The organism is Nocardioides sp. NPDC101246 (genome assembly GCF_044767415.1).
Classification (GTDB): domain Bacteria; phylum Actinomycetota; class Actinomycetes; order Propionibacteriales; family Nocardioidaceae; genus Nocardioides.
Map to the genome: position 1 here is coordinate 64,384 of NZ_JBIWNX010000015.1, position 16,182 is coordinate 80,565.

Annotated in this window: 16 protein-coding genes and 1 pseudogene; 10 read left to right on the plus strand and 7 right to left on the minus strand. The window is 69.6% G+C overall.

Translation table 11 applies throughout. From position 1 onward, the window contains the following. Positions 1 to 5: 5 nt before the first annotated feature. Both ACIRON_RS24485 and ACIRON_RS24490 read right to left on the minus strand, forming a co-directional pair. Positions 6 to 695, minus strand: coding sequence for a peptidoglycan-binding protein (locus ACIRON_RS24485; RefSeq protein WP_402996361.1), 690 nt, complete (start codon positions 693 to 695; stop codon positions 6 to 8). Positions 696 to 795: 100 nt separating this feature from the next. After that, on the minus strand, positions 796 to 2,991 hold the full coding sequence (locus tag ACIRON_RS24490; protein ID WP_402996363.1) for a calcium-binding protein: 2,196 nt from the start codon (positions 2,989 to 2,991) through the stop codon (positions 796 to 798). A 157-nt stretch (positions 2,992 to 3,148) separates the two neighbouring features. Between ACIRON_RS24490 and ACIRON_RS24495 the strand changes: the two genes are divergently transcribed. Further along, entirely contained in the window at positions 3,149 to 4,720 is a 1,572-nt protein-coding gene (locus tag ACIRON_RS24495; protein ID WP_402996365.1) for a YegS/Rv2252/BmrU family lipid kinase, read from the plus strand. A 407-nt stretch (positions 4,721 to 5,127) separates the two neighbouring features. On the opposite strand, the gene ACIRON_RS24500 is transcribed toward ACIRON_RS24495, so the two are convergent. Beyond that, entirely contained in the window at positions 5,128 to 5,538 is a 411-nt protein-coding gene (locus ACIRON_RS24500) for a DUF4446 family protein (RefSeq protein WP_256328482.1), read from the minus strand. Positions 5,539 to 5,562: 24 nt separating this feature from the next. On the opposite strand from ACIRON_RS24500, the gene ACIRON_RS24505 reads away from it, so the two are divergent. The 8 genes from ACIRON_RS24505 (at position 5,563) to ACIRON_RS24540 (ending at position 12,787) form a co-directional block, all read left to right on the plus strand. Further along, complete coding sequence (locus ACIRON_RS24505; RefSeq protein WP_402996367.1) at positions 5,563 to 6,402, plus strand: prephenate dehydratase; 840 nt, start codon at positions 5,563 to 5,565, stop codon at positions 6,400 to 6,402. Positions 6,403 to 6,405: 3 nt separating this feature from the next. Further along, positions 6,406 to 7,083, plus strand: coding sequence for a nickel pincer cofactor biosynthesis protein LarB (gene larB, locus ACIRON_RS24510; RefSeq protein WP_402996369.1), 678 nt, complete (start codon positions 6,406 to 6,408; stop codon positions 7,081 to 7,083). Next, positions 7,080 to 8,396 carry a nickel pincer cofactor biosynthesis protein LarC gene (gene larC / locus ACIRON_RS24515; protein ID WP_402996371.1) on the plus strand — a complete coding sequence of 439 codons (1,317 nt, stop codon included), beginning with the start codon at positions 7,080 to 7,082 and terminating at the stop codon, positions 8,394 to 8,396. The genes larB and larC overlap by 4 nt, the downstream gene beginning before the upstream one ends. A gap of 110 nt (positions 8,397 to 8,506) precedes the next feature. Then, entirely contained in the window at positions 8,507 to 9,109 is a 603-nt protein-coding gene (locus ACIRON_RS24520; protein ID WP_402996373.1) for a TMEM165/GDT1 family protein, read from the plus strand. Positions 9,110 to 9,134: 25 nt separating this feature from the next. Next, positions 9,135 to 10,337 (plus strand): arginine deiminase, encoded by a 1,203-nt coding sequence (locus ACIRON_RS24525; protein ID WP_402996375.1) that lies wholly within the window; start codon positions 9,135 to 9,137, stop codon positions 10,335 to 10,337. A 103-nt stretch (positions 10,338 to 10,440) separates the two neighbouring features. Further along, complete coding sequence (locus ACIRON_RS24530; protein ID WP_091044321.1) at positions 10,441 to 10,812, plus strand: cyclic nucleotide-binding domain-containing protein; 372 nt, start codon at positions 10,441 to 10,443, stop codon at positions 10,810 to 10,812. Between the two features lie 131 nt (positions 10,813 to 10,943). Further along, positions 10,944 to 11,831 carry an adenylate/guanylate cyclase domain-containing protein gene (locus ACIRON_RS24535; RefSeq protein ID WP_402996378.1) on the plus strand — a complete coding sequence of 296 codons (888 nt, stop codon included), beginning with the start codon at positions 10,944 to 10,946 and terminating at the stop codon, positions 11,829 to 11,831. A gap of 83 nt (positions 11,832 to 11,914) precedes the next feature. After that, positions 11,915 to 12,787 (plus strand): GyrI-like domain-containing protein, encoded by an 873-nt coding sequence (locus ACIRON_RS24540; RefSeq protein ID WP_402996380.1) that lies wholly within the window; start codon positions 11,915 to 11,917, stop codon positions 12,785 to 12,787. Positions 12,788 to 12,907: 120 nt separating this feature from the next. Here the strand turns inward: ACIRON_RS24540 and ACIRON_RS24545 are convergent, their stop codons facing one another. Both ACIRON_RS24545 and ACIRON_RS24550 read right to left on the minus strand, forming a co-directional pair. Continuing rightward, positions 12,908 to 13,846 (minus strand): DUF5926 family protein, encoded by a 939-nt coding sequence (locus ACIRON_RS24545; RefSeq protein WP_402996382.1) that lies wholly within the window; start codon positions 13,844 to 13,846, stop codon positions 12,908 to 12,910. A 35-nt stretch (positions 13,847 to 13,881) separates the two neighbouring features. Next, on the minus strand, positions 13,882 to 14,652 hold the full coding sequence (locus ACIRON_RS24550) for a glycerophosphodiester phosphodiesterase family protein (RefSeq protein WP_256328485.1): 771 nt from the start codon (positions 14,650 to 14,652) through the stop codon (positions 13,882 to 13,884). Positions 14,653 to 15,029: 377 nt separating this feature from the next. Between ACIRON_RS24550 and ACIRON_RS24555 the strand changes: the two are divergent. Beyond that, positions 15,030 to 15,245, plus strand: a pseudogene (locus ACIRON_RS24555) (alpha/beta fold hydrolase); the annotation flags it as partial. On the opposite strand, the gene ACIRON_RS24560 reads toward ACIRON_RS24555, so the two are convergent. Next, positions 15,236 to 15,496 carry a hypothetical protein gene (locus tag ACIRON_RS24560; RefSeq protein ID WP_402996528.1) on the minus strand — a complete coding sequence of 87 codons (261 nt, stop codon included), beginning with the start codon at positions 15,494 to 15,496 and terminating at the stop codon, positions 15,236 to 15,238. The pseudogene ACIRON_RS24555 and the gene ACIRON_RS24560 overlap by 10 nt on opposite strands. Positions 15,497 to 15,798: 302 nt before the next feature. Further along, a complete protein-coding gene (locus ACIRON_RS24565; RefSeq protein ID WP_402996384.1) occupies positions 15,799 to 16,179 on the minus strand; it encodes a DoxX family protein in 381 nt (126 codons plus the stop codon). Positions 16,180 to 16,182 lie beyond the last annotated feature (3 nt).

Sequence of the window (16,182 nt, forward strand, 5' to 3'; positions counted from 1 at the left end):
ACCGGTCACCAGTAGACCGGGCTGGTCTTGCCGCAGGGGCGCAGCCACGAGCGGTAGACCTTCACGTCGGTGAAGTTGTAGGCATAGCTGTCGTTGGTAAAGTACGAGCCACCCGTGTAGGTGATGTAGGAGGCCGATGTCGCGTACGTCTTCGGGAACCCGGAGTTCGACGCCGTCGAACGCGTGCCCTTGCTGGGGATCGAGCCGTGGATCACTGGGTCCGCGAGGGAGCCGCTGGTCTTGATCACGGCCTGCTTCCACCCGGTGCTGCGCTTGTTGGTGACGGTGTAGCGGATCGACTGGCCACCGCGGACGATGACGCAGGCGTACCAGTTAGCGGTGGCGCTCGAGGAGACGATCGTGCCGGCACCGGACATACCCGCCCTGATCTTCGACCAGGTACGCGACCCGGCGATGCCGTCGGCCGACAGCCCCTTCGCCCGCTGGTACTCCTTCACCCGGGCGGTGGTCGCCGACCCGAACGAACCGTCCGGCTTGAGCCCACCGAGCACCTTCTGGAGCAGCGTCACGCAGCTGCCGGTGTTGCCGGGACGTACGGTCTTCGGGCTGCTGATCGTGCAGCTGACCGCGGCGTCGGCAGGCGCCGTGCCCGCGTCCACCGCCACCAGTCCACCCGTTGCCACAGCCGCTGCTGCCAGCAGGCCGCCCATGCGCAACCGCACCGATGTCTTCACTGTATGGATCCCTCTCGATTCTTCTGCTCTGAACTCAAAGGGGCCAGTTTCCCAAGTCGGTGCTGCCGCCCGAACCCGTACCTCTCCCGTACCTCGGGGGCTACGGAATGCGTACGCGCCGCTCGACGGACGAGCTGCTGTCGCGGCCCGTGCCGCCGTCGCCGTAGTCGCGGCCGTAGCCGCCGATCAGCCGGTCGTTGCCCGAGTGGCCGTAGAGCGAGTCATTGCCTGAGCCGCCCTCGATCCGGTCCGAGCCACCAAGGCCGACAAGCTTGTTGGCTCCGCTGTTGCCCCGCAGGACGTCTGCGTAGTTCGTGCCGGTCAGCCGCTCGAAGGTCAGCAGGCGATCCGCTCCCGCGCCGGTCGACTGCACCGAGGTCGTGTTGAGCGCGACCTTCACGCCGTTGCGTACGTTCGAGTAGGCGACGGTGTCGGTGCCTGAGCCACCCTCCGCGCGGTCGTTGCCGAGGCCGGGGAAGATCGTGTCGCTGCCGCCTCCGCCAAGGAGTACGTTGGCGCCACCGTCGCCGATGAGACGATCTGCGTAGGGGCTGCCCTTCAGGTTCTGCATTCCCACGAGCGTGTCGGTGCCGCCACCGCCGGTCGCCTTGGACATGGTCACCGTCACGGGGTTGAAGGCCGTGACGTACGAGGCGGTGTCGATCCCCGTGCCGCCGTTCAGCGCGTCGTTGCCGTCGTTGCCGGCCAGGACGTCGTCGCCGCTGTCACCACGCAGGGAGTCGGCACCGTTGCCGCCCTCCAAGGTGTCGTTGCCGCTACCGCCTTCGATCGTGTCGTTGTCGGTGTCGCCCTTCATTCGGTCGTTGCCGCCGTCACCGAGCAGACGGTCGCTCCCGGACTCGCCGACCACGGTGTCCGCGCCGTCTCCGGCGCGCACCGTGTCGTTCCCGGGCCCGCCCTTCACGGTGTCGTTGCCGTCCCCGGCGTCGATGCTGTCGGCGGAGCCGACGGTCGGGCTGTAGTAGTCCTCGTCGCCATAGATCGTGTCGGCTTCAGCCTTGCCGTGGATCGAGTCGAGACCCGGACCACCGATCAGCTCGTCCTTGCCGGCTCCGCCTTCGATGAGGTCGTTCCCGGCGCCGCCCCGGAGGTAGTTGGACTTCGCTGCTCCATAGATCTTGTCGTCGCCGGCGTCGCCGTTGGCGGAGAGTGACGTGGACCCTCCGTAGATCGTGTCGTTGCCGTTGCCGCCGTTGGCGTCGCCGCCGATCGCCCCGACATGGATCGTGTCGCTCCCGTCACCGCCGAACGCCCTCGAGCTCATATCGCCCGCAAGGGTGATCTCGTCGTCCCCGAGCCCGCCAAACACGCGTCCCGAGCCCACGCCGTTGCTCAAAGTGTCGTTGCCAGCGTCACCGCTGATCAGATCCTGCGCCCCGTAGGCGCCGCCGGTGATCGTGTCGTTCCCACCGTCGCCCCACAGTTCGTCATAGTCGGCGTACGCACCATTCCCATTGCCGAGGAAGGTGTCGTCGCCATCACCGCCATGGACGACGTCCTCACCGGCACCGTCCTGAAGCGTGTCGTTCCCGGCTCCGGCGTCGATCTGGTCGTTGCCGGCCCCGGCATCGATGGTGTCGTCACCATCCGTGCCGGTGATCACATCAGCGTGGTTCGTGCCGGTCACTGCCTCGAAGCCGTGAGCGCTGGCTGCCCATGAGGTGACGCCTGATGTCATGTCGTAGGTGATCCCCGACGCCGAACTGAACAGGTAGAAGGTGTCCTTCGACGTGTCTTCAGACCCTCCCTCGAGAACGTCACCAGCAGCATCGGACGACGTGACCTGGATCCGGTCCGCACCAGCGCCTCCGTGAGCCACGTCAGCGCCCGCACCCGGAATGATTGCGTCTGCCGCTGCGCCGCCGTAGATGGCGTCGTCTCCGGCGTCGCCGTAGAGATGATCAGTGGTGTCACCGCCATGGATCAGATCATCGCCATCGCCTCCACGAACTGCGTTCGCACGGGAGTTGCTGAAGATCGTGTCGTTGCCCCCGTCCCCATAGACCGTGCCGATGCTCGAGGTGGGCCTGAAGCAGATGACGTCGTTGCCACCCAGAGCGTGCAGGCTGACGTTCTGGTCGGGCGCGAGCACGATCACGTCGTCACCCTCGGTCGGGACCTGACTCTCGACGCTGAGGTCGACGGTGACGGGCTTGCCGCCACACTCACCATCAGCCGCAGCGGCGGAGCCGGCGAGGAGGCCACCGATGCCGAGGGCGACGGCGGGGACGGACAGGAGCCCGATGAGGGCGTACGAGGAGGCGCGAGCGCGCATGAGAGACCTCACAACGACGAGGGACCGAGGGGTGCCGGCGCCGACCCGAATCATGCGCGGAAAGCGCACGATAGCGCTTTCCGTCATGCCGTACCCGCGGTTTTGTCCAGCACGTTCATTCACTGTGTGGAAGACGTTTCGCGCATACTGACTCACCGTGCTTGACCTTTCGCGCCGCGCCCTGCTGCTCTGGGCGGCCTCGCTGTTCGCTCTGTGCGCCCTGATCGGGATCGCGGGGATCAACGGGTGGCCGCCGGTCTCGACGATCGACGAGCTCGGCCGGGACGCGACGGCGGTGACGGCGGAACACGGCTGGATGCTCGACTTCGGGCACATCGTCGAGGTGGCCACGGAGTGGTATCTCGCCGTCGGCGTCGCCCTCCTGGTCGCCGCGGGACTGTTCCGGACCTACCTGCGCGCCGCGGTCTACGTCCTCGGCGTCGTGGTGGTGACGCTGGTCGTACGCCGCGGGGTCGTGCTGCTCGTCGACCGGGACCGGCCGGTGTGGCAGCTGACGTCGTGGCTGCACGAGTCACCGTCGTACCCGTCCGGTCATGCGACCGGGATCGCGGTGCTGGCGGGCGTGATCGCGGTGGTCGTGACGATGTTCGTACGCCGCCGCGGCATCCGCCGCCTGGCCTATGCCGGCCTCATCCTGCTGGTCGTGCTCGTCGCCGCCGACCGGGTCTTCCTCGGACGCCACTACCCCTCCGACGTGCTCGGCGGGATCCTCTTCGCCGCCGGCGCCGTCTTCCTCGGCATGGCCGTCTACACGCCCCTGCCCGCCTCGCACGCGCTGGGGCGGCGGCCGCTGGTCGACTCGGTACGCGGCAACCGGAGGATCGCGGTCGTGCTCAACCCGATCAAGGTCGAGTCGGTCGAGCATTTCAAGACGATGGTCACCACGATGGCCAAGGAGTCCGGCTGGAAGACGCCGACCTGGCACCTGACCACGGTCGACGACCCGGGCAAGGGGATGGCGCGAGCGGCCCAGGCGGAGGGCGCCGACCTCGTCCTGGTGTGTGGCGGCGACGGCACCGTACGAGAGGTCTGCTCCGCCTTGGCCGGCACCGGCATCGCGGTCGGGATCGTCCCCGGCGGCACCGGCAACCTGCTGGCCCGAAACCTGTCGATCCCGCTCTACATCCGCGCCGCGATCGACGTCGCGCTCACCGGGCAGGACCGGGCGATCGACCTGGTCGAGGTCTCGGGGGACAAACTCGACGACACCAACTTCCTGGTCATGGCCGGGATGGGCTTCGACGCCGCGATCATGAGCGGCGTCAACGAGGACATCAAGAAGCGGATCGGCTGGATGGCGTACGTCCTCTCCGCCTTCAAGAGCCTGATGTTCCCGGCGATGCGGCTGGAGATCTCCGTCGACGACGGCGAGTTCACCAGGCACCGGGCGCGCACGGTCGTGGTCGGCAACGTCGGCTACCTCCAGGCGAACATGCCGCTGCTGCCGGCGGCCGCGCTCGACGACGGCCTCATCGACGTGGTGCTGCTCTATCCGCAGCGGTTCTGGTCCTGGCTCCCCCTCGCGGCCCGGGTGCTGAGCAAGCGGCCGCGCACCGACAATCTGATCAACCGGATGACCGGTGCGAGCGTCGTGATCCGGACCAACCACGACCAGCCGCGCCAGCTCGACGGCGACACGATCTCCGAGGGCCGAGAACTGCGGATGCAGTGCCTTCCCGGGCGCCTGCTCGTCCGCGTGCCACGCTGAGGACGAGTCCCGATTCGGTCCCGAATCCACACGACACGCGATGGGGTAGAACGTCCTGAGAATCAGGGCCTAAAGTCCCATTTCCCGCGTGCTTTCGGCACGTTTGGCATCGATTCTCTAGTCAATTCGGGCCCGACTCGCCGAGACAGATGTCTTGTTGACAAGTAAATATTCATAAGGTGTCTGACACGACTCGGCGTCAGCCCAGTCGGCGTCTCCAGCTGGGCTCAAGCCTGACTCCGGCCGGTGACGTGCAAGACCCACACACTGGTCGGAAATCCCCCGCGACCAGTGGTCGACTCCCGGGCCGTCCCACCCGCAGCCCGGGTTTGAAAACCGGCACGCTCGGAACGGTTCCCCCGCCATGCCCGAGCGTGCCGGTGTCGTTTTCGGCCCTGGACCCGGGATCAGCTCCTGGGCTTGGCCTGCTGGACGGCCTCGGTCTCCTCCGGCGACATCAGCTGGGACGACTTCCAGCCACTGATGCTCTTCGCGTACGACCTCGCCTCGGTGCGCCCGTGGATCGAGGTGAGCACGACCCCGTCGCCGTTGTCGTCGAGCAGAGCAAGGCACCAGCTCAGGTGGCCACCGGCGTCTCCGAAGGCGTCGAAACGCACGACCGCGAGGTGGCGCAGGTTCATCGCCGACTCGGCGCGCAGGGCCGCGACCTCGGCGCGCAGACCGGCGACGTCGGTCGGCAGCGAATCGATGTCGACAGGGTCGGAGCGGCGTACGTCCTTCGTCCGCTGCCAGGCCGCTCCGGCGAAGACCAGGGCGGCGATTGCTGTCAGCAGACTGAGAATGGCAAGAGCGAGCACAACGGGCGAATCTAGACTGTCACTGTGTCCGAGCCACATCGCATCGCCTATCAGGGCGAACCAGGGTCCAACTCACACATGGTCTGCCAACGGCACTACCCCGAGCTGGAGTCGGTGCCGTGCGCCTCGTTCGAGGACGTCTTTGCGACCGTCGAGGCAGGTGAGGCGTCGCTGGCGATGATCCCGATCGACAACTCGCTGGCCGGGCGGGTGGCCGACATCCACCACTTCCTCCCCGAGTCCAACCTGCACATCATCGCCGAGCACTACCTGCGGATCCGGTTCCACCTGCTCGGCCTTCCGGGCGCCCACCTCGACGACATCCGTACGGTCCACTCCCATGTCCACGCGCTGGGCCAGTGCCGCAACATCATCCGGGAGCACGGCTTCACCCCGGTCGTCTCCGGTGACACCGCCGGTGCCGCACGCGAGGTGATCGAGGCGGGCGACCCGACGATGGCCGCGATCTCGCCGCCGCTGGCCGCCTCGATCTACGGACTGGACGTGCTCGCCACCGACATCGAGGACGCCGACCACAACACCACCCGCTTCGTGGTGCTCTCGCCCGACTTCATCCAGGCTCCCGCCGACAACGGGCCGGTGGTGACCTCGTTCATCTTCAACGTACGCAACCTCCCGGCGGCCCTCTACAAGGCGCTCGGCGGCTTCGCGACCAACGGGGTCAACATGACCAAGCTGGAGTCCTACATGGTGGACGGGAAGTTCACCGCCACGCAGTTCCTCGCCGAGGTCGACGGTCACCCGGACCAGCCGGGGCTGAAGCGTGCCCTGGAGGAGCTGGCCTTCTTCACCACCGACGTGAAGCTGCTGGGGGTCTATCCCGCCGACCCGGCGCGGTTCTGAGTCATGCCGGACGACGAGCCGACCGCCGACCTCGGTTTCGCCCGCGTCGACCTCGACCGGGAGCGCCGCACCGGTGACCCCGAGGTCGTGTACGCCGACGGCAAGACCCCCGAGCAGGTCGTCGCGATCCTTCGCCGGCTGCATGAGGCGCATCCCACGCGCGCCGTCCTGGCCACCCGGGTCTCCGCCGAGGCGGCCGCCCTGGTCGCGGCCGAGCTGCCGACGGCGGTCCACGATGCCGAGGCCCGCGCGGTCACGCTCGGGCCGCTGCCGACCCCGCAGGGCCGGGTGTGCGTCGTCGCCGCCGGGACCTCCGACGGACCGGTCGCGGCCGAGGCTGCGCTCACCTGCCGGGTCCACGGCGCCGGTGTCGAGCGGATCACCGACGTCGGTGTCGCCGGGATCCACCGGCTGATGGCCGTACGCGACCGGCTCGAGGAAGCCGACTGCCTGATCGTCGTCGCGGGGATGGAAGGTGCCCTGCCCTCCGTGGTCGGTGGGCTGGTGGGAGTGCCGATGATCGGGGTGCCGACCTCCGTCGGCTACGGCGCCTCCTTCGGCGGGCTGGCCGCGCTGCTGGCGATGCTCAACTCGTGTGCTCCCGGCGTGACCGTGGTCAACATCGACAACGGCTACGGCGCCGGGGTCGCCGCGGCTCGGATCGCGCGGCGGGCTCGGTGAGCGTCGTCTGGGTCGACGCCTCCGCCGGAGCATCGGGGGACATGCTGCTCGGCGCGCTCCTCGGTGCCGGGGTTCCGCTCCCGGTGATCGCCGCCGCGGTCGATGCGGTCGCTCCTGAGCCCGTGGATCTCGGCGTCGAGCAGGTGCGGCGTGGCGCCCTCGCCGCGACCCGGTGTCACGTCTCGATCGCGGACTCGGCCCATCACCGGACCTGGACCGACGTCCGGGCGCTGTTGACCGGCGCCGCTCTGGACGAGGCCGTACGTGATCTGGCGCTGCGGGTCTTCGAGCGGCTCGCGGTCGCGGAAGGTGCGGTCCACGGGATCTCGCCGGACCAGGTCCACTTCCACGAGGTCGGGGCGCTGGACGCGATCGCCGACGTGGTCGGGGTGTGCGCCGGCTTCGTGCACCTGGGCGGCACCGAGATCGTGGTCTCGCCGGTGGCGGTCGGCTCGGGCTCGGTCCGGGCCGCTCACGGCACCCTTCCGGTGCCACCGCCGGCCGTGGCGCGGCTGCTCACCGGCGTACCGTCCTATGCGGGGCCGCCGGGACACCCGGCGATGGAGATGTGCACGCCGACCGGTGCCGCGCTGCTCACCACCCTCGCGACGAGCTGGGGGGCTCAGCCGCCGATGACGACCGCGGCGATCGGGGTCGGCGCGGGCAGCAAGGATCCGGAGGGCTGGTCGAACACCCTCCGCGTGCTGGTCGGCGAGGCTGCTGGGGCGGAGGCAGAATCCCGCCATGGCGGGGAAGTGCGGGCGGATCCTGCGGCAGAGGCGGGCATTTTCCCGCCATGGCGGGAAAATGCCCCCGCCCCGGAGAACGAGCTCGTCATCGAGGCCAACATCGACGATCTCGAACCTCGGCTGATCCCGGGAGCGATCGACGCGCTGCTGGCGGCCGGCGCGCACGACGCCTGGATCACCCCGATCCTGATGAAGAAGGGGCGCCCGGCCTACACCCTCCACGCCCTCGCTCCTTCCACCGCCGCCGACGCGGTCCGGCGGGTGTTCTTCCGGGAGACCTCGACCATCGGCGTACGCGAGCACGAGGTCGTCAAGCACGCCCTGCCCCGCGAGATGCTGACCGTGAGCGTCGGCGGACACCCGATCGCGGTCAAGGCAGCCCGCCTCGACGACGAGGTCGTCAACCTGCAGCCCGAGTGGGACGACGTGGCCCGCGCCGCCGCCGCCCTCGACCGCCCCGCCATCGACGTACTCGCCGAGGCGAAAGCCCTCGCCGAAGCGTCACCCCGGTCGGCCGAAGCGTCACGTACGTCGGCCGACACGTCAGCCCCGGCGAACGAGTAGGCATCCGGCGACGCCTCGACCGACGTACCTGACGTCTCGGCCGACGCGAGCGACGGCTCGGCGGGGTGCGAGGATGAGGGCCGGACGTAAAGAACTGGAACGGAACCCTGATGGACATCACCGTCGTCGCGCTGGCCTTCGCCGCGATCTTCGTCGTCGAGCTCCCCGACAAGACGTTTCTGGCGACGCTGGTGCTGTCGACGAAGTACCGGCCGATCTTCGTGTGGCTCGGGGTGGGCGCGGCGTTCGCGATCCAGACGCTCATCGCGGTGGCGATCGGCGGGGTGGCCACGCTCCTCCCGACCGACGTGATCCACGTCGTCGCCGCTCTGCTCTTCCTCGGCGGCGCGGTGTTCCTGTTCATCGAGGGGCGCCGCCACCACGGCACCGCGACGGAGGACGACGGCAGCGAGTTCGCCGACAAGGCCAAGGACGTTCGCGGCTTCCGCCAGGTCCTGGCCAGCTTCATGGTCCTCTTCGCCGCCGAGTGGGGAGACCTCTCCCAGCTGCTGAGCGTCTCGCTGGTGGCCCGCTACCACGACCCGGTCTCGGTCTTCATCGGCTCCTGGGCCGCGCTGCTGGCGGTGTCGGGGCTCGCGGTGCTGCTGGGACGTACGCTGCTCCGGTTCATCAAGCTGCACGTCCTGCACTACGTCGGAGCCGTCGTCTGCCTCGCCCTGGGCATCCTGACCCTGGTCGAGGTGTTCGCCTGAGCGGGGGTCGCCTAGGCTGCCCGGCATGGTAGAACTTGGCGCCGACAGCGAGGTCGGACGACTGCGTACGGTCATGCTCCATCGGCCCGGCCGGGAGCTGACCCGGCTGACGCCGCGCAACAACGACAAGCTGCTCTTCGACGGCATTCCGTGGGTCAAGCGGGCCCAGGACGAGCACGACGCATTCGCGGACGCACTGCGGGATCGCGACGTCGAGGTGCTCTATCTGACCGACCTGCTCACCGAGACCCTCGAGGTGCCCGAGGCGCGGAAGCTGGCGCTCGAGAACGTGCTGGGCTCGCTCACCCTCGGCGACACCCTGCGGGACTACCTGAGCGGTGCCCTCGCCGACGCCGGACCGGCCGAGCTGACCGACCACCTGACCGCGGGCATCCGCAACGACGAGGTACGCGGCGGCCACGGTCTGGTCACCAGCCTGCTCGCCCACGACGACTTCCTGATCGACCCGCTCCCCAACCTGCTCTTCACCCGCGACTCGTCGGTGTGGATCCGGGACCGCGCGACCGTCACGAGCCTGGCGATGCCTGCGCGCAAGCGCGAGACCGCGCTGACCGAGCTGATCTACCAGTTCCACCCGCGCTTCCGGGACAGCCCACGGCTGCACGGCGCCCACCTGGAGCACGTCGAGGGTGGGGACGTACTCCTCCTGGCTCCCGGTGTGGTCGCGGTCGGGGTCGGGGAGCGCACCACGCCCGCAGGGGCCGAGCGGCTCGCCCGCCAGGTCTTCGCCGAGGAGCTCGCCCACACCGTGCTCGCGGTGCCGATCGCACAGGAGCGCGCGACGATGCACCTGGACACGATCGCCACGCTGGTGAACACCGACAAGATGGTGGTCTACCCGAACGCGGTCGACTCGCTGGTGGCCTACGCGGTGACCCCCGGCGCCGATGGCGGTCGGCTGAACATCGCGGCCCCGCGTCCGTTCCTCGAGGTCGCCGCCCAGGCGATGGGCATCGACAAGCTCCACCACGTCGACACCGGTCTCGACCCGGTCGCCGCCGAGCGCGAGCAGTGGGACGACGGCAACAACACCCTGGCCCTGGCGCCGGGCGTGGTCGTGGGCTACGAGCGCAACACGCAGACCAACGAGGCCCTGAACGCCGCCGGGATCGAGGTCATCGCGATCGCCGGCTCCGAGCTGGGCTCCGGTCGCGGCGGCCCGCGCTGCATGAGCTGCCCGATCGCCCGTGACCCGCTGCCCGCATAGTTGCTTAACCCGCGGGTAACCCCTGTAGACGAACATCGTTGATCTCTGTAACTGTCGTCACATCGCGGCAGCCACCCCACAGCCGACCCCGAAGGAAACCCTCGTGACCGAGTCGTTCTTCTCCATGTTCACGCCCAAGGAGATCGCGCACATCAGTGCCACCGGCACCCGCGTGCACCTGCCCGAGGGCTGGTCGCCGATCTGGGAGGACACCCCGCCGGACAAGGCCTACATCATCCTCGACGGCACCGTCTCGGTCCGCCGGGACAAGGAGGAGATCGCCCAGTGCGGTCCCGGCGACATCATCGGCGAGGCGGCGATCCTGCGTGGGTCGCTGCGTACGGCCTCCATCGTCGCGCTCACCCCGCTCGACCTGATCCACCTCAGCGCCGACAAGCTGCAGCAGCTGTCCGTCGAGATGCCGTCGTTCGCACGGGCGCTGGACAAGGTCGCCAAGGAGAGGTTCGACTCCTGACCCTCGACGATCAGGCTGACGAGAGCCTCGGCCAGGGACGTAGCCGTGAGGCCGACATCGAGCTGGCCGAGGCTCTCTCCGTCGTCGAGTCCTTCGTCCTCGGCCAGACGCCCACGCTGACCCGCGTCGAGGTGGCGGATGCCGCCGGCGTACCGATGGAGGTCACCGAGGACCTCTGGCACCACCTCGGCTTCCCGCACGCGGGCGAGGACGAGATCGCCTTCACCGATGCCGATGTCGAGGCGCTGCGGATGACGCAGGAGCTCGTACGCCTCGGGGTGCTCAGCGAGGACCGGCAGGCCGCGCTCGTACGGACCTGGGGACGGTCCTACGCGCGCCTGGCCGAGTGGCAGACCTCGCTGCTGGCCGAGGTCGCCCGGGAGCGGGGCGGCGACGAGGTCGAGGACCTGGTCGCACTGAGCGCGCAGGTGCTGCCGATCGTCGAGTCGCTGCAGGACTACGTCTGGCGCCGCCACCTGGTCAGCGCCGCCCGGCGGATGCTCACCGTCGCGGACGCCTCCGCGGTGCCGCTGGCGGTCGGCTTCCTCGACATCGTCGGCTACACCTCCCGCTCCAAGCGGCTCAGCGACAAGGAGCTGGTCGACTGGGTCGAGGAGTTCGAGGACACCTGCTCCGACGTCGTCGTCGAGCACGGCGGACGGGTGATCAAATACCTCGGCGACGGGGTGTTCTTCACCTTCGAGGACGTCGCCGCTGCGGCCCGGACAGCCTTGGACCTGGCCGCCCTCGGAGAGGATCGCGAGAGTCAGTTTCCGCACGTCAGGGCCGGGATATCCTACGGTGACGTGGTGCTCCGGCTCGGCGACGTCTTCGGCCCGACGGTCAACATCGCCGCCCGCCTGACGACTCTGGCCCGGCCCTCGTCGGTGGTCATCGACGAGAACGCCGCCGCCGCGCTCGAGGACGTAGACGGCTTCCAGGTCGAGAAGATGCGGCGTACGAGCGTGAAGGGCTACTCCCGCCTGCAGGCGTTCCGGCTGCGTTCTCGGTCCGACTGAACCGGGCCAGACTGAATCTGACCAGAAAGGTCGGGCACCGGAGGTTGCTCCCGGGCGAGGCTTGATGGCGAAAGGAGGACCACATGATCGGAACGCTCAACACCCTGGTCGACCTGGTCGAGGCAGAGCTCGACAGCGGGCTCGCCGGCGAGGTGGACGTGGCCCGGGTCGCCCGCGACCACGGCACCACCGAGTATCACCTGCGCCGGATGTTCTCGGCCCTGGCCGGGATGCCCCTGTCCGAATACGTACGCCGCCGCCGGATGACCCTGGCAGCGGCCGACCTGGTGGGCGGTGCCCCTGACCTCCTGGAGGTCGCGGTGCGCTACGGCTACGGCTCGACCGAGGCGTTCGGGCGTGCGTTCCGTGCCGTGCACGGTTCGGCGCCCGCCGACGTACGCCGATCCGGTGGTCCGCTACGCACACAACCCACGCTCAGGTTCCGCCTGAGCGTCGAAGGGAGCACCCCGATGGACGTCACCATCAACGACATGCCCGAGCTGCGGCTGGTCGGCCACGCCACCAAGGTCCCGCTGATCTACGAGGGCGTGAACCCGCACATCCAGGCACACATCGCCTCTCTCGAGCCGTCGGAGCACGTTCGGCTCAAGGAGCTCAACGACACCGACCCGCGTGGCATCCTCGCCGTCACCGAGTCCCCGTCGCCCGATGCACCGGAGGGGTCGATGATCACCTATCTGCACGGGGTCGCGGTCACGCCGTCGGTCACGGTGCCCGACGGGCTCGACAACATCACCGTTCCGGCCGGCTCCTGGGCGGTCTTCGCCTCCAGCGGCCCGCACCCGGAGACGCTGCAGCGGCTCTGGGCCGCCACCGCGACCGACTGGTTCCCGTCGAACCCGTGGCGGCTCCGCCCCGGCCCGTCCGTCCTGCGCTACCTCGAGCTCACCGAGACGTACGCCTCGTGCGAGCTGTGGTTGCCGGTGGAGCGGTGAATGTTCACCGAGGCGATGTCCTGAGCCTGTCGAAGGGTAGCTCGGTGAACGGTCACTTCCCTCACGGAGCTCCACGAAGGAGGTGAGTGCTGACCGAGGTAACTCGGTCAGCATCCACCCTCAGCGGATGGTGACCTGACGGTTCGCGAGCCCGGCGCGAGCCGAACGCACCTCGGGGGTGATCTCGGAGTCGTCGGCGAGGGCCTCGTCGAGCAGCTTCTTGAACGCCACCGCCGGCTCCTCGAGCGCCTCGGCGCCGGTGCCGACCGGCAGGTCCCAGACGGGGGCGAGCAGGCCGTGGGCACGGAACATGCCGACGAAACGCGCGTCGGGGACGATCACGTCCTCGCCGGTCACGTGCAGCCGCGCGAGCGCGGTCAGCAGGGCGTCCTCGGGCTCGGGCATCACCCAGCGCAGGTGCTCCTTGGCGCCCACCGAGGTCCAGTACGCGGCCTCGACCGAGGTCAGTCGCTCGGTCGGCAGCACCGACTCGTTGGCGTGCTCGAGGGCGTGCTCGAAGTCGCCCTTGTCCTCGACGTCAGCGAGCCACCAGTCGAAGCCCTCGTGGACGTTGACGTCCAGCGACGAGTCGGTCACCAGGTCCTGCAGCCGCGGGCCGGGACCGGGCGCGCTGGTCAGACCGAAGATGCCGGACTCGCCCGCGGCACGGCTCTCCAGCGCCTGGAGCAGCGCCGCGGCGATGTCGCGCGACACGTCGCCGTAGTTGTGCTGCACCTGCAGCCCGGCCCAGACCTCGCCCGAGTCGCGCGACATCGCCGGCGCGGCGCCGGGCAGCAGGGTGCCCAGCGTGACGGGGGTCGACTCGAAGCCCTTCACCGTCAGCGACACCGTCGCCGAGGGCACCAGCTCACGCAGCGCGACCAGGTCGCACTCGCCGGGAAGGCCCTCGAACGGGCGCCCCACGAACGCGCCGCCGGCGGCACCGTGGCACGCCTTGTAGCGCTTGCCGGACCCGCACGGGCAGGCCGCACGCGGGTTGGGACCGTCCGTCGGGGCCGCAGCCGCCTGACGGTTCTTGACTCGGGACTTCTTGGCCACGGCCAAACCCTAACCTGCCGGCCCCCTGGCCGGGCTCAGCGGCCGAGCAGCTCCAGCATGAACCCCGGGCGGTCGGTGATGACCGCCTTGACCCCGAGGTCGAGGCAGAGCTTGAGCTGCTCCTCGGTGTTGACGGTGTAGACGTGGAGGTTGCGGCCCTTCGACGCCAACCGCCGCGCGAGCTTCGGGTGGGCGGTGAGCATCTCGATGCCCGCTCCGAGCCACCAGTCCGGGCCGATCGCGTGCCGGAGGAGCGACCAGTTCGCGGCGCGGTCGATGAGCTGGACCAGAGGTACGCCCGGTGCCAGCCGCTCCACCCGCTGCAGTGCCGTGAAGGAGAAGCTCATCACCCGCACCGGGCTGCCCGGGCCCGCCCAGCCGAAGTCGTTGAGCACGTCGACCAGCCGGCCCTCGGTCAGCCCGCCGTAGCGCGTGGGGTGCTTGGTCTCGATCGCCATCTCGACGTGTCGGCCGTAGTCCCGCACGACCCGCAGCAGCCGGTGCAGCGTGAGCACGCCTCGCATGTCCCGGTCCGGCGGCTCGTCCTCACCGTCCCAGAACCCGTTCTTCCAGGCCGCGAAGTCGATCGCCTGCAGCTCGGCGAGGGTCATCTCCGAGACCAGCCCGCGCGCGCCGATCCGGCGCAGGTGCCGGTCGTGCACGCAGACGAGATGACCGTCCATGGTCAGACGTACGTCGCACTCCAAGGCGTCCGCACCCGCGTCCAGGGCTGCGACATACGCAGCGAGGGTGTGCTCCGCGATCTCATGACTGGCGCCGCGATGCGCGACCACCTGGGGCCTCATGAGGAGATTGTGAGCCATCGGACCAGCCGCATGGCGCGACACGAGCGAGAAAAGTCACCAACCACGCGGCCAGCAGGTAATGCGGTACCAGCGACGTACGTCCTCTGGCATCGTCTCGCGGACACGATCCCGTTCGGAGGAGACACATGGATCTCGGAGACCAGAACGTCGGCGGGCCGCGGGACCTGGGCCATTTCCTGGACCAGGCTGGGTTCGATCGGTTCCAGAAGGCGTACGCGAGGGCGTTCGAGAAGCTGCCACCGGCTCGGGTGCAGGAGGTCGGGACGAGCTACGGCCGCGTGCGCGCCTACTGGTTCGGCGACACCGCCGACGGCGTCCCGCTCGTGCTGCTGCCCGGCAGCGGTGCCGCGACCCCGATGTGGTCGCTCCATCTCGCCGATCTGACGGCGCTCGGCCACCCCGTGGTCGCGATCGAGCCGATCGGGCAGCCCGGGGCCAGCCGGCAGACCCGGCCGATCAAGAACGCCGAGGACACGACGACCTGGTTCACCGAGGCGCTCGAGACGCTCGCGCCCGAGGGCGCGCACGTGATCGGCATCAGCCTGGGCGGCTGGCTCGGCCTTCAGACCGCCGTACGCTCCCCCGAGCGGTTCCGTTCGCTGACCGTCATCGACCCGCCGAGCGTCTTCGCCCGTCTCAGCGCGACGTTCCTGGCGCTCGCGATCGGCTCCTCGATCACAGCGCTGCCCGTCTCCCTCCGCCGCCGGATGCTCGACACCCTCATCGGGCTCGGCCCGTCCACCCCGGACGACCCGGACACCGTGCTGAGCATGACGGGCACCGAGACGTACCGGCTACGGCTGCCACCGCCGGCAGGGCTCACCGACGACGACCTCACCGGTGTGAAGGTTCCCGTGCTCGCGCTGATCGGCGGCCGCACCCGCGTCCACGACGCCACCAGGGCGGCAGCGCGGGGGCCGGGGGGGGGGGGGCGCGCCGGGGGGGGGGGGGGGGGGGGGGGGGCGGGGCCCCCCCCCCCCCCCCCCCCCCCCCGGGGGGGGCGGGGGGGGCGGGGGGGGGGCCGCCCGCGACGGTGGAGGTGTGGACGGAGGCCGGTCACGTGGCCAACGCGACCGACCCGGAGCGGTTCGCGGCCGCCGTCCGCGACCACATCACCGCCCACGCCTAGATCGGCATGACCTCCAGTCGACCGAACGCGACGAACGCCGCCAGCCCCCAGAAGACGAGATCACCGTAGAAGGCGCCCCACTCCCGGCGGATGATGCGAGTGGTCGCCGCGCCGGTCATGATCAGCACCAGCCCGAGCGCGGCGAGCGGCACCAGCCACGTCGCGACCCCGGTCACGGCGGGCAGGATCAGCCCGGCGGCGGCCAGCAGCTTCATCACGCCGATGACCTTGAGGAAGCCGTCGGGGAAGTCGTCGGCGTAGCGCCACCCGTCGAACGTGTTGCGGAACCGCTCCTTCGACAGCAGCAGCATCGCCAGACCACCGGCCAGGAAACCGGCAGCGAGAAAGATCGTCACGATCCACAAGATGATGTTCATGCC

What these genes read in the sequence shown, in the direction of transcription:
- ACIRON_RS24490 (WP_402996363.1), bottom strand. Translation starts at nt 2,991, where the DNA reads ATGCGCGCTCGCGCCTCCTCGTACGCCCTCATCGGGCTCCTGTCCGTC.
- ACIRON_RS24520 (WP_402996373.1), top strand. Translation starts at nt 8,507, where the DNA reads ATGGACATCACCGTCGTCGCGCTGGCCTTCGCCGCGATCTTCGTCGTC.
- larB (WP_402996369.1), top strand. Translation starts at nt 6,406, where the DNA reads ATGCCGGACGACGAGCCGACCGCCGACCTCGGTTTCGCCCGCGTCGAC.
- ACIRON_RS24550 (WP_256328485.1), bottom strand. Translation starts at nt 14,652, where the DNA reads ATGAGGCCCCAGGTGGTCGCGCATCGCGGCGCCAGTCATGAGATCGCG.
- ACIRON_RS24540 (WP_402996380.1), top strand. Translation starts at nt 11,915, where the DNA reads ATGATCGGAACGCTCAACACCCTGGTCGACCTGGTCGAGGCAGAGCTC.
- ACIRON_RS24565 (WP_402996384.1), bottom strand. Translation starts at nt 16,179, where the DNA reads ATGAACATCATCTTGTGGATCGTGACGATCTTTCTCGCTGCCGGTTTC.
- ACIRON_RS24525 (WP_402996375.1), top strand. Translation starts at nt 9,135, where the DNA reads ATGGTAGAACTTGGCGCCGACAGCGAGGTCGGACGACTGCGTACGGTC.